The sequence below is a fragment of the Eubacterium sp. BL-380-WT-2B genome, from assembly GCF_009696115.1.
Classification (GTDB): domain Bacteria; phylum Bacillota; class Clostridia; order Eubacteriales; family Eubacteriaceae; genus Eubacterium; species Eubacterium callanderi.
Genome location: NZ_VUMP01000003.1, coordinates 314,739 through 333,145, shown reverse-complemented (window position 1 = coordinate 333,145; position 18,407 = coordinate 314,739). Strand labels below are relative to the sequence as shown.

The following is an 18,407-nucleotide window of genomic DNA, read 5'->3' as shown; positions in this document are numbered from 1 at the left end:
ACGTAACCCATATTATTTTCTGTTACTTATCCAAACAAAAAACAGGCGTTTGACGCCTGTTTTCTTTTTATTCAAACTGTTTTTTAAATTGACGGAGGTCACCATTGTAAAGGTCCATATCAATAAACCGTTCCTCGCCGCTGTAGCCGTTGAGGATTTCTCTCTGGGAATACTGCCAGAACAGCCACTCATGGCCGCCCTTCAGATCAGGCTCCTGGTCCGAAATATCGCAGATCCAGATCGGAATCTCAGCGAAAGCGTCGGACAGATAGGTATTGTAGGTATTGTAATTGGTATAGATGATCGGTGTCTTTTCATAATAATCCTTAAACCTTACGATCATATCATTGACAATGGCCTGTACCTTGTTCTTATCCATCGGTTTATTCAGATAGTCCCCATAAAGCTCAAGGTCGATAACCGGCGGCAGACTGTCGTTTTCCTTGGGAACTGTATTGATAAAATGATCGGCCTGTGTTTTTCCATCCTGGTCAAAATTCACAAAATGGTAAGCGCCGACCTTCAGATGAGCCTTGCGCGCTTCCTTCCAGTTCTTCTCAAAATTTTTGTCCACATGGTCTTTTCCCTCTGTAGCTTTAATAAAGGCAAAGTATATGTCCTGGTCCGCCAGCTTTTTCCAGTCAATATCACCCTGATAGGCCGAAACATCTACACCCTTTACGTGATTTCCGCTGTTTCGCACACTGTTAATCGCAAAGAAAAGGACCACTGCCACCAATACCGCTGCGGCTGCACCAGCAACGATGATCAGGCCCTTTTTGCTCAAAAATGTTTGTTTAAATTTTTCCATATAACCGCTACTCCTTTAAATTCTGCATTACAGTATATCGATTCATTCTTAATATTAGCTGGTAAAAGCCCCTGCCGGCACCTTACCAGTGACGGTGATGGCGGTCTTCGTTGTCGTCATTGTCATCGTCCTTATGCTTGTTACGGTAAAAAATCGCAACACAAAAGCACAAAAGCACAACGCCCCACATCCATGCCGGTAGCTGCATTTTTCGCCTCCTCAGAACTCACGGTGCTGGCTTTCATCGATGGCGATGGCCTCCAGCTGTGTTCTCAGCCAATGTAAATATTCTGCCTTATTAGGGTCTGTCTCCTTGCGCTCCGCGTGGTTGACCACCATCACCAGTTTATCAAACTGCATTTGTATCTTAGGGAATTCTTCCACTTATTATGTTCCTCCTGTTCTCTATTTTCGGCTCTATTGTAACACAAGTTTTCCAAAAAACAAAGAAGATGTCACAGCCGGATGACACCTTCAGATGATTGAGAATATTGTAAGCAAGCTGTAAAGTTAAGATAAGAGGCGATTTTATAAATGGAGAATACAGAATTGAGAATGGAGAATTATATGAATCCTTTTCTACCTAAAAAGCGATTAAAACAGCGGCCTTTGGCCGCAAATCCAATCAAAAATGCGGCAGCATTTTGCTCCTGTAATTCTTCATTTTCCATTCTCAATTCTCCATTGACAATCCTCTCTTTAACGTTTCGCCTTCTCATGATAAAATTTAAAAAATTTTAACGCTTCAAATCATTGTTATTTTTCATGCAGGCTGCTTTCATTTTCCGGACGTACTCCTCGATAACCGGTCCTGCGGCTTCACCGTTCGCTTCGATCATCTTCACAATGGCCGACCCTACAATCACTCCGTCTGCGTATGCGCTGATGCTCTCTGCCTGCTCCGGCTCAGAGATGCCAAAGCCGACAGCTGCCGGTGTGCTGGTATTTTCCCGTATAACCCGGATCATCGACTGAAGGTCTGTTGTGATCTCAGACCGGACGCCGGTAACCCCGAGGGAGGATACCGTATAGATAAAGCCCGAAGCCTCCCTGGCAATTTGTCCGATGCGCTGTTCGGAGGTCGGCGCGATCAGCGAGATGACATCCACATCGTATTTCTCTGCGATGGGCCGTACCTCCCCGTTTTCTTCAAAGGGCAGGTCTGGAATGATGAGGCCGTCGATTCCCGCCTCCTGACACCTGGCGCAGAACCGGTCAATGCCGTAGGTAAAGATCGGATTGACATAGGTCAAAAAAACCAGCGGCACCTGAACCTTTTTACGCACCCGGGCCACCATGTCAAAAATTTTGTCGGTTGTGGCGCCCTGGCTGAGCGCGCGGATATTTGCCCGCTGGATCACCGGTCCCTCAGCGATGGGGTCAGAAAAAGGAATCCCCAGCTCAATGAGGTCTGCCCCTGCCCGCTCCATGAGCGTGATGAACTCCTCTGTTTTTTCAAGGGTCGGGTCACCCGCTGTAATAAAACCAATGAAGGCTTTTCCGTGGTCAAAGGTCTTTGCGATGCGATGGTTACTCATGTAAATCTACCCCCTTATAACGTGCGATGGCTGCCACGTCCTTATCTCCGCGGCCCGATAAACAGATAATGATGCTCTCATCCGCTGACATGGACGGCGCCAGCTTTCTGGCGTAAGCGACAGCGTGAGCGCTCTCAACTGCCGGGATAATCCCTTCTGTCCGCGAGAGGTATTCAAAGGCGCTGATGGCCTCGTCATCGGTGACTGGCACATACTCCGCCCTGCCAAGATCGTGCAGGTGAGCGTGCTCCGGGCCGATACCGGGATAATCCAGCCCGGCTGAGATGGAGTATACCGGGGCGATCTGGCCGTAGACATCCTGACAGAAATAGGATTTCATGCCGTGAAAAATGCCGGGTGTGCCCTTGGCGATGGTGGCTGCGTGTTTGTCGGTGTCCACGCCCTTTCCTGCCGCCTCACAGCCGATGAGCCGCACATCCCGATCTTCTATAAAATGGTAAAACATCCCCATGGCGTTGCTGCCGCCGCCCACACAGGCCAGAACTGCCGCGGGCAGTTTTCCTTCTCTTTCCAGAATCTGCTCTCTGGCCTCTCTGCTGATCACAGACTGAAAATCGCGCACCATCATGGGAAAGGGGTGCGGTCCCATCACTGAGCCCAGCACATAGTGGGTATCAATGATCCGGCTGGTCCATTCCCGCATGGTTTCATTGACGGCGTCCTTTAAAGTCATGGTGCCGCTGGTCACCGCGTGGACCTTTGCGCCGAGCAGCTCCATCCGGTAAACATTCAGAGCCTGGCGGTCGGTGTCCTCCTTCCCCATGAAGATTTCACATTCCATATCCATGAGCGCCGCGGCGGTGGCGGTGGCGACACCGTGCTGCCCGGCCCCTGTCTCTGCGATCACGCGGGTTTTGCCCATTTTCTTTGCCAGAAGCACCTGCCCCAGCACATTGTTAATTTTATGTGAGCCTGTATGGTTCAGGTCCTCACGCTTCAGATAAATCTTTGCGCCTCCAAGATCCCTTGTCATTTTTTCTGCATAGTATAGTAATGAAGGGCGGCCTGCGTAATTTTTCAGCAGGTCATTCAGCTCGGCATTGAAGGCCGGGTCCTTTTTATAATGCTCGTAGGCCTCCTCGAGCTCAATCACCGCGTTCATTAATGTCTCAGGGATATACTGGCCCCCGTGCTGTCCGTAGCGTCCTTTTGTCATTGATCGAATCTCCTTATTTTTTTAATGATTTCCTCTATTTTACCGGGGTCTTTGCGCCCGTTTGTCTCCACACCGCTGCTGATATCCACACCATATGGCCGGACGGTCCTTATGGCCGTTTCGATGTTTTCAATATTCAGCCCGCCTGCCAGGAAAAAGGGCTTACCGCTCGTATTTCCTCTCAGCAGCGCCCAGTTGAAAGCCCTGCCGGTGCCGCCGTAGGCGTTCTTATTATAGGTGTCCAGCAGCAGGTAATCCGCCTGGTCATAGGCTTTAAGCGCCGCCAGGCTTTCTTCTCCCCTGATTCTAAAGGCCTTTACCACCGGGCAGCCGGTCTCGCGGCGCACCCTCTCGGCAAAGGCTGGGGGCTCATCGCCGTGAAGCTGGACAATGTCAAGAATATCCCGGCTGGTAATGTCCAGAACCGTCTCCAGACTGGGGTTGACAAAAACACCCACACTCTGGATTTCCGGGTCGAGCTGTCTTTTCAGCGTGATGGCCTGCTGTGGTGTGAGGCGGCGTCTGCTCTCGGCAAATACAAAGCCGATATAGTCTGGCCGGGCCGCATTGACGGCCTCGACATCCTGTGGCCTTGTCAGGCCGCATATTTTAATCTTTGTCTTCATGCCAGACGCTCTCCCCGCAACCTTGCCAGCTCCTCCGCCTTGCGGCTGCTGCGCATCAGAGTCTCACCGATGAGCACTGCGTCGGTGCCGTTTTTCCTGAGCGCGTCAATATCCCCGGGGGTTTTAATGCCGCTTTCAGAGACAAAAGTGATATGCTCTGGCACCAGCTGCCTGAGTCGCGCACTGTTTTCGATGTCGACCTCAAAGGTTTTAAGGTTCCGGTTGTTGACGCCGATCACCCGGGCGCCTGCCTCAAGGGCCGAGCAGACCTCTGCCGCGTCGTGGGCCTCCACCAGGGCGGACAGGCCCAGTCTGTCGGCAATGCGGATATATTCCGTCAGGGCTTCTGTGTCAAGGAGCGCGCAGATCAGCAAAACAGCGTCTGCCCCGATGATTCTGGCCTCGTAAATCTGATAGGGGTCAATGGTAAAATCCTTTCGGATAACCGGAATGCTCACCGCCCTCTTGACAGCGCTCAGATAATCGTCACTGCCTAAAAAGTATTGGGGCTCGGTGAGGACTGAGATCGCGTCTGCGCCGGCAGCCTCGTAATCTCTGGCGATATGCACATAGGGAAAATCCGGAGCGATAAGCCCCTTTGAGGGGGACGCTTTCTTGACCTCACAGATAAAAGCAATGTCCTCTTTTTTTAACGCCTTTTCAAAGCAAAAGGGCTTTTCGGGCTTTATGGACAGGGCTTCCTCTCTTACGCTTTCCAAAGGCCGCTCTCCCTTTAACCGGTCGACCCGTACCCTGGCGCTGGCCGCTAATTTATCTAAAATCATCACGCTGCACCTCGTTGGACAAAGCGATAAAACGATTCAGCTGTTCCATGGCCTTGCCGCTGTCAATCAGGTTCTCCCCATAGCGCACACATTCCCGGAGGGTCATCTGGTTATAGGTCATATACAGGCATACCGCCGCGTTTAAGAGCACCACGTCGCGCTTGGGGCCGCGAACACCACTCAGGATCTCCCGGGCGATCTCAGCATTTTCCTGAGGGTCTCCGCCCACCAGCGCCTCCTTTGTGCAGCGCGCCAGCCCCAGCTGCTCCGGTGAGAGGAAAAAGCTGTTGAGCTGGCCATCGTTTATCTCGCAGATGGTAGTTGTATCGCACAGGGTAATCTCGTCCAGCCCGTCGTGTCCGTGGACCACCATGCCCCGTTTAACGCCAAGGTTTGAGAGCACTCTGGCGAGGGGCTCTACCAGATTCTCGTCGTAGACGCCCAGCAGCTGCATATTTGCGCCGGCCGGGTTGGCCAGAGGCCCCAGGATATTAAAAATAGTGCGGACTGCGATTTCCTTGCGGACTGGGCCGGCATACTTCATGGAGGCATGGTAAACCGGCGCAAACATGAAGCAGATGCCTGCCTCTCTCAGCATCCGCGCGTTCTGCTCTGCGTTCAGGTCAATCTTTACGCCCAGGGCTTCCAGGCAGTCCGCGGCGCCGCATTTGCTGGAAACACTCCGGTTGCCGTGCTTGGCGACTGGCACTCCGCCGGCTGAGACCACAATGCCGGAGACGGTGGAGATGTTAAAGGTGTTGGCCTCATCGCCCCCGGTGCCCACAATTTCCAGCACGTCCATGCCCGGGTCCAGCTTTGTGCATTTTTCACGCATCACCGCTGCACAGGCTGTGATCTCCTCAATGGTCTCGCCCTTCATCCGCATGGCGGTAAGGAAGGAGCCGATCTGCGCGTTGGTGGCCTTCCCCTCCATAATCTGGTTGAAGGCCTCTTTAGTGGCGTCCAGATCAAGATCATGTCCGTTTAAAACCGTATAGATCGCATCCTGTATCATTGTATTTTACCTCCCAGCGCTAAAAAATTTTCAATGATGATATTTCCCTGTGGTGTCAATATGGATTCCGGATGAAACTGAAGCCCGTACACATCAAAATCCCGGTGCTTGACGCCCATGACCTCATCGGCATTGTCCTCAGCGATGATGAGCAGCTCATCGGGCAGGCTGCTCCGACTGACTGCCAGCGAATGATAGCGGGCCGCGTCCATAATGGGCGGCAGGCCTTTGAACAGCGGGCTCCCGTTGGCAATGTGAATGCTGCTCCTTTTCCCGTGGATCAGCTCACTGGCGTAGGTGACCTCTGCGCCGAAGGCCTCACAGATGGCCTGATGCCCGAGGCACACACCTAAAACCGGAAGCTTTCCGGAAAACCGCCGGACCACCGCCTCACAGACTCCCGCGTCAGCAGGCCGCCCAGGGCCCGGGGACAGAATGATGTGGGATGGGTGCAGCGCCTCGATTTCGTCCACGCTCAGAGCGTCATTCCGGATGACCTTCAGGTCCGGGTTTACCCTGCCTACCTGCTGCACAAGATTGTATGAAAAGCTGTCGTAGTTATCTATGATTAAGATCATCAGTCCATTACCTCCACCGATTGTTTTACCGCTTCAACCACAGCCATGGCTTTGTTGATGCTCTCCTGGTATTCCTTTTCCGGATCGCTGTCTGCGACCACACCGCCGCCCGACTGGACATAGACCCGGCCGTCCTTCTTCACTGCTGTCCGGATGGCAATGCAGACATCCATGTTTCCGGTGAAGTCGATATAGCCGATGGCACCGCCGTAAATGCCCCGCCGTATCCCTTCAAGCTCGTTGATGATCTCACAGGCTCTTATCTTAGGCGCACCCGAGAGTGTGCCCGCTGGGAGAACTGCCGTAACCGCGTCAAGCTGATCCATGTTTTCTCTCAGCTGCCCGGTTACCACAGAGGTAATGTGCATGACATGGGAATATTTCTGGACTTTCAGATATTCCTGCACCTTAACGCTGCCGTACCGGCTTACCCTACCGAGGTCGTTTCGCCCCAGGTCTACCAGCATATTGTGCTCTGCCAGCTCCTTGGGATCTTTGAGCAGGCGCTCCTCAAGCTCAGCATCCTCCTCACTGGTTCTGCCCCTCGGGCTGGTACCGGCAATGGGAAAGGTTGAGAGCTCACCGTCCTGAAGCTTTACCAGCGTCTCGGGGGATGCCCCGGCGATTTCGAGGTCATCGCATGCGATATAATACATGTAGGGCGAAGGGTTGATGGTCCTCAGCACACGGTAGGTATTAAATAGGCTCCCCTCCATCTCAGCGGTCAGTCGGTTGGAGGGCACTGCCTGGAAAATATCGCCCTCGCGGATATAGCCCTTGGTCTTCTTCACGATCTCACAGTAGGCTTCCCTGTCAAAATGGGGCTTGAAATCGCTGAGCAGTCTTGGCAGCTGGCCGCTCGCCGGCACGTCGCTGTGGATCAGGCCCACCAGGTAATCCAGCTCCCTGACGGCCCGGTTATAGTTCACCGCCAGATGATCGGTTTTGATGGTAACCATAATCACGATCTTCTGCCGCAGCTGGTCAAAGGCAATGACTTTCTCAAACAGCATAAGGTCCAGATCGTTAAAGCCCGCGCTGTCGTCGCCGTCAAATCGCAGGGACGGCTCGCTGTACTTCAGATAGTCGTAGGAAAAATATCCGACAAAGCCGCCGGTAAAGGGCGGCAGCTCAGCCACCTTAGGGCTTCTGTACTCGGACAGGATGCGTCTTATCTCCTGTCCCGGATCATCGGTCTCTAACCTGACCGCCGTACCGTTTTTGATTTCCATGAGCCCGTCCTTGCACTTCACCTCGACCACTGGGTCAAAGCCGAGAAAGGAGTAGCGTCCCCACTTCTCAACACCCTCGACACTCTCCAGCAGGTAGCAGCGTGAGCTGATACTCTTTAATATTTTCAGCACCTGAATCGGTGTCTTGATGTCCGCAAAGATTTCGCAGCTGACAGGAAAGGCCGCAAAGCCCTCGGATTGTCGCTGTACTGTTTCTAATGATGGTATTTTCATGGGATACTCCTTTTATGATGATGATAAGATTGGTCATTAGCGGGCAAAGCGGTGTGAAGAAGGCTGGCTAATGGAGAATTGAGAATGCAGAATGGAGAATTTTTGAACCCTTTTACTCACGTAAAAGCGATTAAACAGCGGCCTACAGCCGCAATCCTAATCAAAATGCGCAGCATTTTGTTCCTGTAATTCTCCATTCTCAATTCTCAATTCTCCATTGAAAAATCCTCTTTCTTTGACTTTGAATCAAACTTCCACTTTCCTCCAACGCTCTCCCCCTGCCAATTTTTTTCAAAAATTGGACAAAACATCAAAAAAACACCCGCCCTGTAATATAAGCTCTATATTAAAGGACGAGTGTTGTAAGTTCTATGAAAACACCCGCGGTGCCACCTTTATTCACGGGACGCAAAAAGATCCCATGCTCTTTGCAGCGGTCCATCAACCGCCTCTTCAATAACGCAGAAGGTGCGTCGCAGAGTAATGGGAGCTTGCGCTCTGTTCACTGCGCCCTCGGTGATCCATTTAACAGGCTGCGTTCTGCCAAGCTCTCAGCATTCCCGGCTCTCTGTAAGTGCACGAACTGTTTTTATCTTCACGTCAATGGTTTTTAAGGCAAGTATTCAGTTGTTGTTTTAATTGTGATTTATTTTAGCACTCAAGATTTATGCTGTCAAGCTTTTATGGATTAAAGTTTTTGTTCTTTTTTTAGAGCAATCTTGTTTTTGGGCTTTAATCCCCCTTACCAAACTCAGTCATAGCGATAATACGCTTCGTACAAGCTGCATTTTTTGATTTCTCCGCGGTGGAAGGTGCCGGTCAGAAAGACGCCTGGCGTCTCTCTTTTTTCCTCTGATTCATAGAGATACAGCGTATCGCCGTCGATTTCATAATAGCGCTGAGTACGGTCGGGGTACGCTTCACGCATTCCGGACTGGTACAGATCGCTGTAGGAGTCGTCACTGGCATAGCCTGAGACGCCCGTGACGGTAAAGACCAGGTGGTTATCGGCGATGGCGTAGGTGCCGGAAGGGCCGTAACCGTAATAATCGTGTTTGCCAAACACAAAATTCCTGACAGCGTCGTACTTTCCAACATCATTGAATTTAATTTCCAGACTCTCCACTGGCAGCTCGCCGGCGTTATCCTTATGCCAGACACCCACTAAGGGGGATTTCTCAGGCACGCAACCCGCAAGCAGGGCCAGGAGCCCCACCATCACCATGATTAGCATTCCTCGTTTCATTTCAGCCTGCCTCCTCTCCATACCCTTATCGCACAAACGTATATATTCCATTGACCATACTGCCCTTCTCAACATTTACTTTTTTGCTCATAATGTAGAGCTTATTGCCCAGCAGCTTATAGTAAAATTCGCGATTATCCATTCTTCTGGCATAGTTCGTCAGGGCCAGTCCCTCGTCAAATTTACCGGGAGGCGCGTCGATCAGAGGCTTCTTCTCCCAATCGTCTGACCCTGTCATCTGCTTTTCATAAAACGCAGTCGCGTCCTTGTCAATAAACAGGGCTTCCTCAGACGGCAGGTAGGATATTCGGCTTAATTTCAGATAACCGGAGTCGGGATTGCTGCCGTAGCTGCCTTCAAAGGACAGAACTTTGTAGTGCCCGTCCACATTAACACCCCGTCCGTCTGAAAACGTTCCGTCGTCGTTGAACACGATTTGGTGGTTCTGCATATCATCCTTTATCGGGCAGGTCTTCTCAAAATATTCTTCCTTCCAGGTTCCGACGATATCGCCGCCCTGCCCGCACCCGGTAGAAACAAAGCACACAGCCAGCACCGCCATTCCAATCAACAGCTTTTTCATTCCGCTCACCCCTTTCCTTTCTCTCATTATAGCACATCTGAAAACGAACGTCATTCTGCTTTTAATGAAAACTTATCCATTTTCAGGTATAATGTGCTTTACGATATAAGGAGAATACACCACTCTATGAAAAACATCACGAAATTTGATCTTAAGATACTAAAAAAAATACAGAAAAACCTCTGCTCGCCGACGCTGGACAAGGTGATGATCGGGGCCACAAGGCTCGGGACTGCCGGCGCTGTCTGGATTGGCATCGGCGGCCTGATGATGCTCTCAAAAAAATACCGCCGTTGCGGGTTTACGCTCGCAGCGGCGGTATCCTTTGACGTTTTCGCCAACAATATTCTGGTTAAAAATCTTTTCCACCGCGCTCGGCCCTGTGACGTTGACCAAACAGTAGCTCTGAAGATCCGGCGCCCCTTTGGCGCATCCTTCCCCTCCGGCCATACACTGACCTCAGTGACTGCCGCCACCATTCTGACTCTGAACAAAAAGTCCTTTGGCCTTGGCGCCATTCCGCTGGCCGCACTCATCAGCTTTTCCAGAATGTACCTTTTTGTCCACTATCCCTCGGATATTGCGGCGGCTACCGCTCTGGGGATCGGGCTGGGTTCTGCGGCCTATGCCCTTGAGAAAAAGGCGCTGCCAGCCCCTAAAGAAGAGGCTTAAGCCTGCCTGCCCACAGCGTGTAGGCCGACGCTGTCAGGTGTACACCATCGGTGGTGTACTCGGGCAGCAGCTCTCCGTTTTTTGTCAGGACATCCCACAGATCGACGCATTCCGCGCCGTATTTTTTTGCCAGCCTTTCAATTTCCCGGTTGAGAGCTGTCACCCGGCTGTTGTCAAAAACAAAAAAAAGCTTTTCAGGACTGCAGGGCAGCGCCTTGTGCACAAAGACGGCGCTTTCAGGCGAGAGTGCCCTTATTTTCTCCAGGATCGCCTCGTAATTGCGGGCGATAAAGCCAGTGCTCTCCCCGCTGATGATGTCATTCACGCCGACCATCAGAAAGATTTTGCCCGGCTCCCGCTTCAGGCTTCTGCCGACGCGCATGAGCACGCCCTCTGTGGTATCGCCGCCCATGCCCCGGTTGATAACCTCTGTTCCCAGCAGATCGTCCCAGTCGCCGTATTCGATCAGGCTGTCGCCAATCATTAATATTTCATCGCTTTTCATTTCTCACCTCAGAATCCATTATCCGCGGCACTGCCGCTATACAGTATGACAAAAAAACAAAGCCTTTCTTATCTGGATAAAAGGCGCAGTCTGCGCACATCTGCTCTTAAAAGTTTACCCTACCCTCTGCCCGCCGTCAACCTGCCACTTACCGGCTGTTTACGACCATTTAGCGAAAAAGCCTTGCGTCCGGGCTGGTTTCACGTATAATTAAATCAACCGTTAACGGAAACACCAAGGAGGCTTCTCAAAATGGATGTTGAAATAAAAATTGACCCTGGGCTGCAAAAACCCCGGATAATCATCTGCACAAACGCCCTGACCGCTGAAATCACTGCCCTGGCTGAGCGCCTTTCGGCTGACCACCCCAGCATGATCACCGCAATTTCCGGCGACCGGATTTATTTGCTGGACAAAAAAGAGATTTTCCGTTTTTACACGGAGGAGCAGAAAACCTTTGTCCGCTGCGCACAGCAGACCTACCGGGTAAAGCTCCGGCTGTACGCGCTGGAGGAAATGCTGTCGGGCAGCAGCTTTGTCCGGATTTCCAACTCGGAAATTGTCAATTTCGGCCATGTCACTAGCCTGGACACCAGCATCAGCGGCACCATCAGCCTGCGGATGACCAACGGGGACAAGGCTTATGTGTCAAGGCGCTATGTCTCCAAAATCAAAAAATACTTAGGATTGTGAGGTAATTAAAATGACTGTAAAAAAAGCACTGGGCTTCGGACTTCTGGGCATCCCCATCGGCATTGCCATCTCCACGACCATCGCGCTGGCGATTTCTCTGTTCTTTGGCAGCTACTCCCCGGTATCCCCCCCGCTCATCGACCTGATGGGCGGCCTGATGAACGCGGCTCTTTTCCAGTACCTGGCCAGCGTAGCCCTTGGCTTTATCTGCGGGTTCGGGTCTGCCATCTGGGCAGTGGAGCGTTGGAGTCTTCTGAGGAAAACGCTCATCCATTTTCTGCTGCTGACCTTTACCCTGCTGCCCATCTCCATTGCCTGCCGCTGGGTAGCTCCCAGTTTTATCAGCATACTGATCTATTTCGTGGTTTTCGCGGCGCTCTACCTGATTATCTGGATTGTCCAGTACCTGATTATCCGGCACAAAATTTCCAAAATGAACGACCGTCTTTATGAAAAAAGGCCCTAAACGTGTTATAATAGAGGTATCTACTTTATCGAAATGAGGTGTTAAAATGAAAGTGGCATCCTTTGTGCTCAGCATTGTGGCACTGGCGGCGGGCACGACCGGTCTGGTTCTCAGCTGTGTGGCCCTTGGCAAATCCAAATAATAAACAAATAAAAAATACGCAGGCAGCTCCTGGGGCTGTCTGCGTGTTTTTTATTTTCTGGAATAAACCGTGATCCCGTTAAACAGATAGACATCGGAGGTGATCATGGCGTAATCCATAAGGGCGGGGTCAAAGGGGTTGGCGGTAAAGACGCCGTGTGTCCAGTCATAGTCCTTAAAGACCTTAAACTCTCTTATATCGCTGCAGTTTTCCACAAAATCATCGTAGGCTTCCATGGTATAGGGCTTGTTGCTGTACAGACAGTCGCCTAGAAAGATGCGCTTGCGCTGTTCATCCACTGCCACAATGTCCACGGTTTCCTCATTTTTGTTCCAAAATGTGCCGATGCGGTCAATTTTAAAGGGGATGCCCCCCTGCTTGCAGGCCGCAGCAAAAATCTCCTTGCAGGCTGTTTTAAACCAAAATTGGATATAACCTGGAAAAGCGCGCTTGATGGCTTCAAAAATCTGAAGCTCCTGGCCTGCCTCCAGGTGTTCTTTATTCTCAAAAATGAAGGTATACCAGAAATCCATAAAGGGATCGGAGAAATAGTACTGGACTTTGCGGTTAGAAGGACCAGCCTTTTTCTCGGTGATGGGCACTCTGGCCTCCAGGTAGCCAAGGACCGCCAGGTTGCTCAGGCAGTGGTTCACTGCGCCTGGCTTCATTTCCAGATACCTGGCGATATCGGCCGGGCGGTGGTAGTTGTCGGCTACAGCCTTTAACACCGCGTTGTAGTAGGATGGTTCCCAGACATCCCGCTCGATCAGGTTCATGGGCTCCTCGTATAAAAGGCTGTTTTGGTCCAGCATATCCTCACGGACCACGCCCATGTAGTCAATGGTCTTCTCGCAGGCGGCAAAGAATTCCCAGTATTTGGGAACCCCTCCCGCAATGGCGTACAGGGTCATGAGCTGGTTAAAATCCTGATGGGGGTAGTCCTTGATCATCTCTACAAAGCTGATGGGCTTCAGCTTCAGCTGGGTGGTCACGCAGCCGATCAGGGTGTTGCTCTTGCCTTCAAGATTGACTAAGAGGCTGTTGTTGGGCATTACCACGATCAGCATCACGGAAGCCTGCTTGAAGTAACGTTCCCACGCGTATTTTAAAGCTCTGGCAAAGGAAGGGTCTGCCAGCATCAGGTAAGCGACATTATCGATGACCAGCACTTTTCTGGAGGTCTCTACCCGCTCGGCAAAGGCCTTGAAAATTTCCTTCCAGTCCGGCAGCTTTGCCGAAGAGCTGAGGGTTTCTCCGCAATATTCTGCAAAAGTTTTAAGGAAGCGCCGTCGGCTTAAAACATCAACCTCTTCTTTCGCGGTAAAGTAAAGCGCCCGCTTGCCTTTCAAAAAATGACGGACCAGGGCGGTTTTGCCAACACGGCGCCGTCCGTTCACCATGACAAAGGCATTTTTACTGGTATACGCGTTTTCAAGAAGCTGAAGCTCCTGCTTTCTGCCTATAAAAGGTCTCATATTCGATGCCTCCTAACAAAAAATTATCCTATGATAATTATACGCTTAAACCCGCAGAGGTTCAAGGTTTTTATGGACTCTGGCGACATTTTAAGAGAAACACAAGCAATTCAGCCTCACTTAGCAGGATGAATTTTACATCTTTTTTACTAAGTGGGGCCACATTATGCTATAATAAAGAGATAAACAAAGATTATTCGAGGTGACACGATGAAAAATATCAGTATCATAGGCTCTACGGGGTCCATCGGCACACAGGCGCTGTCGGTGGTGGACGAATTTCCTGAGGAGCTGAACGTTGTCAGTATTTCCTGCTTCAACGAAATTGACGCCCTGGAGGAACAGATCCGCCGATACCAGCCTGAGCTGGTGGGCGTGATGGACCCGGACGCTGCTTTTGACCTGAGAAAGCGTATCCAGGCGGAGTTTCCGGACATCGAGGTGCTCTCCGGCATGGAGGGGCTCATCGCTGTAGCGACCTGCGACTCTGCGGAAATGCTGCTGACCGCTGTGTCCGGCATGGTCGGGCTGCGGCCCACGCTGGCCGCCATTGAGGCCGGGATCGACATCGCCCTGGCCAACAAGGAAACCCTGGTGGCAGGCGGCTCCATTGTCATGGAGGCTGTGGCGAAAAAAGGCGTGGCCCTGCTGCCTGTGGACAGTGAGCACTCCGCCATCTTCCAGTGCCTCATGGGCAATGCGCATGAGGAGCTGAAAAAGGTCATCATCACAGCCTCCGGCGGCCCTTTCCGCGGCAAGGACCGCGCTTATCTGGAGCAGGTGACCCTCGCCCAGGCGCTGAAGCACCCCAGCTGGTCCATGGGGCCGAAAATCACCATCGACTCCGCCACCCTGATGAACAAGGGGCTGGAGGTGATCGAGGCCAAATGGCTCTTTGACTTGGAGCCGGACCAGATTGACGTGGTGGTCCACCCCCAGAGCATTATCCACTCCATGGTGGAATATAAGGACCGCGCGGTCATGGCGCAGCTTGGCCTGCCGGACATGGCCCTGCCCATCCAGATCGCTTTCTTCTACCCCGGCCGTGTCGAAAACACCAAGCCGTCTCTCGATCTCGCCGAGGTGGGCACCCTGACCTTTGAAAAGCCGGACAAGGATACCTTCCGCTGTCTGGCGCTGGCCTATGAAGCCCTGAAGGCCGGCGGCTCCATGCCCGCGGCCCTGAACGCTGCCAATGAGGTCGCAGTCGCCCGTTTCCTGAAGGAGGAAATCGCCTTCCTGGATATTCCGAGAATCAACGAGGCGGTCATGCACCAGCACGTTCCGGTTAAAGCGCCGACCCTTGAGGACATTCTGGACGTGGACGAGTGGGCCCGGACCGTGGCTAAAAGCCTGTAAAACAGCATAAACCCTGCCGCACAGCATCATCCGGCTGTGCGGCAGGGCTTTTTATTTTTTCAGACGGCCCCGCTAGAGCAGGCCCTCGCCCCGGATAAAGGACAGCAGCTGGTCTGCCGCCGCCTGGGGGGACGGACCCCTCAGGATTTTCCCTTTTCTGCCGCGCTGGCGGTTCATGACCGTCTTTACACGGAGGGCTTCCTCCCCGGCGGCTTCTCCCTTATCTTCAAGGTGCAGCAGCGGCTTGCCGTAGGCTTCGCGGATGCCCGCAAAGGTGGCGTAGCGCGGCGCGGCCAGCTTATCCGTCACCGTGGCCAGGCAGGGCAGCGGCGCTTCCAGAAGCACCTCCCGGCCATCGAAAGGACACTGCGCGCGCACCTGCCCTCCCCTCATAGAAAGCCTCTGGGCCTGGGTGAGCTGGGGAATGCCTAGCGCCTCTGCCAGCAGCGCGGGGGTCTGGGCCACATCGCTGTCAATGGCCTGCCCGCCCATCAGGATCAGGTCCCAGCTCCGGTTTTCAAGAGCGGCCTTTAAAGCGCTGGCCGCCGCCCCGGCGAAGGCAGCGTCTGGAAATGGCACCTCTGCCCGGACTGCCTCGTCACAGCCCATGGCCAGAGCCTCCCGCAGGATTTCCTCTGCTTTTTCTGGGCCAGCGCAGAGGACCGCAACCGTGCCGCCACCGGCCTCCCTCAGCCGGAGAGCCGCCTCCACCGCCGCCTTATCGTCCGGGTTCATGGCACCCGGTGCGGACAGGGCTGTCATCTTTCCCTCCTTCTGATCGGCCTGCACAGGCACACTGTCTGAGAATGGCCGTATACACACCACACATTGGATCATTTCACGCTTCCCTCTTTCATCAGAAATTTGAAGCTTCGCTTAAAATAAACCCCTCTCTCTGGCCTTATGCCCCTTTTCCTGGCAGGGGCACCTTTAGTGGTAAGCTTCTTTTGTAATACTAATATTTTGCATGCTAATTGTCAAGAGGTTTTGATGGAAGCTGTAAAAGGAATACCAAAAAAGCTGAAGCTGTCCACAAAAACAGGATGTCGCTTCAGCTTTTTAATTTATCTAAAACAGGGTGTCGTCCCTGAGGGTATCTGCGATGTTGGCGCGGCAGATGATGCGCCCGCCGATCAGGTAGGCCAGGCCGACAGCGGCCAGCACCGCAGCTGCGGCGGCCAGCAGGGGCAGCAGGGGCATCCGCCCGATAAACATCGTCAGTTTAAGCTTGCTGGCTGTCACGGAAAAAATCACGAACAGCACATTCAGGGGAAGGCTGAGGAGGATGGGCCGCAGGCCGATGATCAGGGCCTCCATGAGCAGTACCTTATTGACGCTTTCAGGCGTCATGCCAATGGACTGATAACGGGCAAATTCCCTTTTGCGCTGGCCGATGTGCCCCAGTATGTTAGAAAACACATTGGCAATGCCGATGAGAGCCAAGAGCCCGCAGAGGATGCCCATAAAAATGTTGAGGGCTTTGCGCGCGGCCACGTTATAGGCAGCCTCGGCCTGCCGGTTTTCCATGGTAAAGTCTACACCCGCTGTGTCCAGAACCCGGGTAACGGCAGCTTCAGCCGGAGTGATCTGATCCTCTGATACAGCCTTTATGTTAAAGTACACCGTATCCGCCTCCAGCTCTGGCACCAGCTGCTGCCAAGCGCTTTCCGCCATGATCTGAAGCAGGGCAAAATCGTCATATTCCTCTCGGAGTTCTGGGGTTTTATCGGTGTAGGCGGCAATGTCCAGGCTGGCCGCTGCGTTGCCGGACGAGTCGTAAAGCTTAAGAGACTGGCCCTCCCGTGGGTTGATATAGGGCAGGTAGGCCCGCTCTCTGAAATGACTGTGGGCGCTGTCCCATATCTGGTTAACGGTCACTGCTGAAGGCGGCGCGCCGGCTGGCGCGGTGATGCCTGCCTGGGCGCAGTAGTCCTCAAAGCTCGCGTCATCCAGGACGACAATGGGCACCTTGATCTGATAACTGCCGTTCTGGGCAGTGATGCCCGTATCCTTCAGGGCCTCAAGGCCGCCCAGGGCTCTCAGCTCTGGGCTGAGCATATCCTCTGTGAGCTGGGTGTAAGCCGTAGCCTTCCGGTAGGCGGTGCAGCCCGCAGCCTCTGGGAGGGCCCGGATTTCGCCGAGAAGGGCGTCCTCACGCCCCTGGGTATCCTCCACAGCTGCCAGCAGGTCCCAGCGGTCTTTATAGCGCTCAAAATAGGTGAGCTGTGTGCTGATATCAGAAAGGGTCATGAAATTGAGAAAGACGCCGAACACCAGAAAGGACAGGGTCAGAGACACTGTGGCGGTGCGGAAGGCCTTTCTGCGGGTGTAAAGGGATTTCCGGGCCAGCTCGCCCTCTATGCCAAAGAGCTTTGACAAAAACCGGAAGGACCGGACTTTTTTCACGGGCAGGCTGTCCCCGCCGCGGATGGCCTCCAGGGGCGTCATGCGGCTGAGGCGCCGGGCTGGCACCCAAGCAGATACGCCGACTGTGATGAGACAGACTGCAAACCCCGCCAGAAAAACCCAGAGGCTGTAGTCAAACTCAGTGGGCACTGTCCCCATGCCGGTGCTGATGGCATTGGCGGCGCGCACAAACAGGATATTGAGCCCCACCCCGGCGGCGATGCCTGCCAGCAGGGGAACCAGGCTCAGGGCCAGGGCCTCCTCCAGCAGGGCGGTTCTTATCTGGCCGGGCGTGGCGCCCACGCTCTGCAGGATGCCCAGCTGATGGATGCGGGCGTTCATGGAAACGTCAAATGCGTTATAGATCATGAGCACCAGCGAAAAACACACCACAAGCATCACGCAGACATAAAAGGACAGCAGCAGGGGCGGTTGCTTTTGCTGCTCGGGGGAGTAGATATAGTACTGAATGAGAAGCTCGGTGTGGTACTGGACCCTTGTCTCATCGGCGCTGCTGAGGCCAAAGCTCTCCGCCAGGAGGGGAAGCTCGCTGTAGACCGCCCTGGGATTTTCGAAGCGGATGAGCATGGCCTGGCGGCCGGGGCCGGCCTCTTCCAGCACAGCCTGGGCCACACCGGGCGTTTCCTCTGCCCGCCGGGCGTCCTCCTCAGTGAAAGCGCTGATTAGTCTGCCCTGCCAGTCGCCCTCCTCCCGGACGATCCTTCGGATATTGTCTGTCCACAGATTGTAAAAGATAGCGGTGATGGTCGAGATCAGAGTGGCGGCGATGAACACAGCCACCACGATGGCGGCCGCGGCGGCCCGGTTGTTCCGGACTGCGCTCCCGGCGTATGCTTTCCACAT

Annotated in this window: 20 protein-coding genes; 4 read left to right on the top strand and 16 right to left on the bottom strand. The window is 53.3% G+C overall.

The annotated features are described in order from the left end of the window. Positions 1-67: 67 nt before the first annotated feature. The 12 genes from FYJ53_RS07670 to FYJ53_RS07620 form a co-directional block, all read right to left on the bottom strand. Positions 68-811: a GH25 family lysozyme gene (locus FYJ53_RS07670; RefSeq protein ID WP_013379979.1), complete on the bottom strand. Its 744-nt coding sequence runs from the start codon at positions 809-811 to the stop codon at positions 68-70. A gap of 82 nt (positions 812-893) precedes the next feature. Next, entirely contained in the window at positions 894-1,019 is a 126-nt protein-coding gene (locus tag FYJ53_RS21645) for a hypothetical protein (RefSeq protein WP_013379978.1), read from the bottom strand. Between the two features lie 11 nt (positions 1,020-1,030). Then, entirely contained in the window at positions 1,031-1,195 is a 165-nt protein-coding gene (locus tag FYJ53_RS07665) for a hypothetical protein (RefSeq protein WP_013379977.1), read from the bottom strand. 353 nt (positions 1,196-1,548) lie between these two features. Next, positions 1,549-2,349 (bottom strand): tryptophan synthase subunit alpha, encoded by an 801-nt coding sequence (gene trpA, locus FYJ53_RS07660; protein WP_013379975.1) that lies wholly within the window; start codon positions 2,347-2,349, stop codon positions 1,549-1,551. After that, positions 2,342-3,526: a tryptophan synthase subunit beta gene (gene trpB / locus FYJ53_RS07655; protein ID WP_013379974.1), complete on the bottom strand. Its 1,185-nt coding sequence runs from the start codon at positions 3,524-3,526 to the stop codon at positions 2,342-2,344. The genes trpA and trpB overlap by 8 nt, the downstream gene beginning before the upstream one ends. Then, entirely contained in the window at positions 3,523-4,152 is a 630-nt protein-coding gene (locus FYJ53_RS07650) for a phosphoribosylanthranilate isomerase (protein ID WP_013379973.1), read from the bottom strand. Before FYJ53_RS07650 ends, trpB begins: the two co-directional genes overlap by 4 nt. After that, a complete protein-coding gene (gene trpC / locus FYJ53_RS07645; protein ID WP_013379972.1) occupies positions 4,149-4,937 on the bottom strand; it encodes an indole-3-glycerol phosphate synthase TrpC in 789 nt (262 codons plus the stop codon). The genes FYJ53_RS07650 and trpC overlap by 4 nt, the downstream gene beginning before the upstream one ends. Beyond that, positions 4,924-5,952 carry an anthranilate phosphoribosyltransferase gene (gene trpD, locus FYJ53_RS07640; protein WP_013379971.1) on the bottom strand — a complete coding sequence of 343 codons (1,029 nt, stop codon included), beginning with the start codon at positions 5,950-5,952 and terminating at the stop codon, positions 4,924-4,926. The genes trpC and trpD overlap by 14 nt, the downstream gene beginning before the upstream one ends. Next, a complete protein-coding gene (locus FYJ53_RS07635; protein ID WP_013379970.1) occupies positions 5,949-6,530 on the bottom strand; it encodes an aminodeoxychorismate/anthranilate synthase component II in 582 nt (193 codons plus the stop codon). Before FYJ53_RS07635 ends, trpD begins: the two co-directional genes overlap by 4 nt. Beyond that, the gene (gene trpE, locus FYJ53_RS07630; protein WP_013379969.1) at positions 6,530-7,996 is read right to left on the bottom strand and encodes an anthranilate synthase component I; all 1,467 of its coding nucleotides are present in this window, start codon (positions 7,994-7,996) and stop codon (positions 6,530-6,532) included. Before trpE ends, FYJ53_RS07635 begins: the two co-directional genes overlap by 1 nt. A gap of 751 nt (positions 7,997-8,747) precedes the next feature. Beyond that, positions 8,748-9,242 (bottom strand): hypothetical protein, encoded by a 495-nt coding sequence (locus tag FYJ53_RS07625; RefSeq protein WP_013379967.1) that lies wholly within the window; start codon positions 9,240-9,242, stop codon positions 8,748-8,750. Between the two features lie 25 nt (positions 9,243-9,267). Next, on the bottom strand, positions 9,268-9,825 hold the full coding sequence (locus FYJ53_RS07620; RefSeq protein WP_013379966.1) for a lipoprotein: 558 nt from the start codon (positions 9,823-9,825) through the stop codon (positions 9,268-9,270). A 126-nt stretch (positions 9,826-9,951) separates the two neighbouring features. Between FYJ53_RS07620 and FYJ53_RS07615 the strand changes: the two genes are divergently transcribed. Continuing rightward, positions 9,952-10,497 carry a phosphatase PAP2 family protein gene (locus FYJ53_RS07615; protein WP_013379965.1) on the top strand — a complete coding sequence of 182 codons (546 nt, stop codon included), beginning with the start codon at positions 9,952-9,954 and terminating at the stop codon, positions 10,495-10,497. Here FYJ53_RS07615 and FYJ53_RS07610 read toward each other — a convergent pair. Continuing rightward, on the bottom strand, positions 10,481-11,002 hold the full coding sequence (locus FYJ53_RS07610) for a GDSL-type esterase/lipase family protein (RefSeq protein ID WP_013379964.1): 522 nt from the start codon (positions 11,000-11,002) through the stop codon (positions 10,481-10,483). The genes FYJ53_RS07615 and FYJ53_RS07610 overlap by 17 nt on opposite strands. Positions 11,003-11,254: 252 nt before the next feature. Here FYJ53_RS07610 and FYJ53_RS07605 point away from each other — a divergent pair, with 252 nt between their 5' ends. Both FYJ53_RS07605 and FYJ53_RS07600 read left to right on the top strand, forming a co-directional pair. Next, entirely contained in the window at positions 11,255-11,695 is a 441-nt protein-coding gene (locus tag FYJ53_RS07605) for a LytTR family DNA-binding domain-containing protein (RefSeq protein WP_013379963.1), read from the top strand. 10 nt (positions 11,696-11,705) lie between these two features. Then, positions 11,706-12,161 carry a DUF3021 domain-containing protein gene (locus tag FYJ53_RS07600; protein WP_013379962.1) on the top strand — a complete coding sequence of 152 codons (456 nt, stop codon included), beginning with the start codon at positions 11,706-11,708 and terminating at the stop codon, positions 12,159-12,161. Positions 12,162-12,353: 192 nt separating this feature from the next. Here FYJ53_RS07600 and FYJ53_RS07595 read toward each other — a convergent pair whose 3' ends face one another. After that, positions 12,354-13,778 carry an ATP-binding protein gene (locus tag FYJ53_RS07595; protein WP_013379960.1) on the bottom strand — a complete coding sequence of 475 codons (1,425 nt, stop codon included), beginning with the start codon at positions 13,776-13,778 and terminating at the stop codon, positions 12,354-12,356. 210 nt (positions 13,779-13,988) lie between these two features. On the opposite strand from FYJ53_RS07595, the gene FYJ53_RS07590 reads away from it, so the two are divergent. After that, complete coding sequence (locus tag FYJ53_RS07590; RefSeq protein WP_013379959.1) at positions 13,989-15,137, top strand: 1-deoxy-D-xylulose-5-phosphate reductoisomerase; 1,149 nt, start codon at positions 13,989-13,991, stop codon at positions 15,135-15,137. Positions 15,138-15,209: 72 nt separating this feature from the next. On the opposite strand, the gene FYJ53_RS07585 is transcribed toward FYJ53_RS07590, so the two are convergent. Together FYJ53_RS07585 and FYJ53_RS07580 are read right to left on the bottom strand one after the other, a co-directional pair. Continuing rightward, complete coding sequence (locus tag FYJ53_RS07585; RefSeq protein WP_013379958.1) at positions 15,210-15,974, bottom strand: electron transfer flavoprotein alpha/beta-subunit; 765 nt, start codon at positions 15,972-15,974, stop codon at positions 15,210-15,212. Between the two features lie 231 nt (positions 15,975-16,205). Continuing rightward, the gene (locus tag FYJ53_RS07580; protein ID WP_013379957.1) at positions 16,206-18,407 is read right to left on the bottom strand and encodes an ABC transporter permease; all 2,202 of its coding nucleotides are present in this window, start codon (positions 18,405-18,407) and stop codon (positions 16,206-16,208) included.

Bases quoted from the DNA above. Each gene is read 5' to 3' on its own strand.
- FYJ53_RS07635 (WP_013379970.1), bottom strand. From the start codon at position 6,530: ATGATCTTAATCATAGATAACTACGACAGCTTTTCATACAATCTTGTG.
- FYJ53_RS07580 (WP_013379957.1), bottom strand. From the start codon at position 18,407: ATGTGGAAAGCATACGCCGGGAGCGCAGTCCGGAACAACCGGGCCGCC.
- trpB (WP_013379974.1), bottom strand. From the start codon at position 3,526: ATGACAAAAGGACGCTACGGACAGCACGGGGGCCAGTATATCCCTGAG.
- trpA (WP_013379975.1), bottom strand. From the start codon at position 2,349: ATGAGTAACCATCGCATCGCAAAGACCTTTGACCACGGAAAAGCCTTC.
- FYJ53_RS21645 (WP_013379978.1), bottom strand. From the start codon at position 1,019: ATGCAGCTACCGGCATGGATGTGGGGCGTTGTGCTTTTGTGCTTTTGT.
- FYJ53_RS07670 (WP_013379979.1), bottom strand. From the start codon at position 811: ATGGAAAAATTTAAACAAACATTTTTGAGCAAAAAGGGCCTGATCATC.
- FYJ53_RS07585 (WP_013379958.1), bottom strand. From the start codon at position 15,974: ATGATCCAATGTGTGGTGTGTATACGGCCATTCTCAGACAGTGTGCCT.
- FYJ53_RS07600 (WP_013379962.1), top strand. From the start codon at position 11,706: ATGACTGTAAAAAAAGCACTGGGCTTCGGACTTCTGGGCATCCCCATC.
- FYJ53_RS07610 (WP_013379964.1), bottom strand. From the start codon at position 11,002: ATGAAAAGCGATGAAATATTAATGATTGGCGACAGCCTGATCGAATAC.
- trpD (WP_013379971.1), bottom strand. From the start codon at position 5,952: ATGATACAGGATGCGATCTATACGGTTTTAAACGGACATGATCTTGAT.
- FYJ53_RS07620 (WP_013379966.1), bottom strand. From the start codon at position 9,825: ATGAAAAAGCTGTTGATTGGAATGGCGGTGCTGGCTGTGTGCTTTGTT.
- FYJ53_RS07615 (WP_013379965.1), top strand. From the start codon at position 9,952: ATGAAAAACATCACGAAATTTGATCTTAAGATACTAAAAAAAATACAG.
- trpE (WP_013379969.1), bottom strand. From the start codon at position 7,996: ATGAAAATACCATCATTAGAAACAGTACAGCGACAATCCGAGGGCTTT.
- FYJ53_RS07625 (WP_013379967.1), bottom strand. From the start codon at position 9,242: ATGAAACGAGGAATGCTAATCATGGTGATGGTGGGGCTCCTGGCCCTG.
- FYJ53_RS07650 (WP_013379973.1), bottom strand. From the start codon at position 4,152: ATGAAGACAAAGATTAAAATATGCGGCCTGACAAGGCCACAGGATGTC.
- FYJ53_RS07595 (WP_013379960.1), bottom strand. From the start codon at position 13,778: ATGAGACCTTTTATAGGCAGAAAGCAGGAGCTTCAGCTTCTTGAAAAC.
- FYJ53_RS07590 (WP_013379959.1), top strand. From the start codon at position 13,989: ATGAAAAATATCAGTATCATAGGCTCTACGGGGTCCATCGGCACACAG.
- FYJ53_RS07605 (WP_013379963.1), top strand. From the start codon at position 11,255: ATGGATGTTGAAATAAAAATTGACCCTGGGCTGCAAAAACCCCGGATA.
- trpC (WP_013379972.1), bottom strand. From the start codon at position 4,937: ATGATTTTAGATAAATTAGCGGCCAGCGCCAGGGTACGGGTCGACCGG.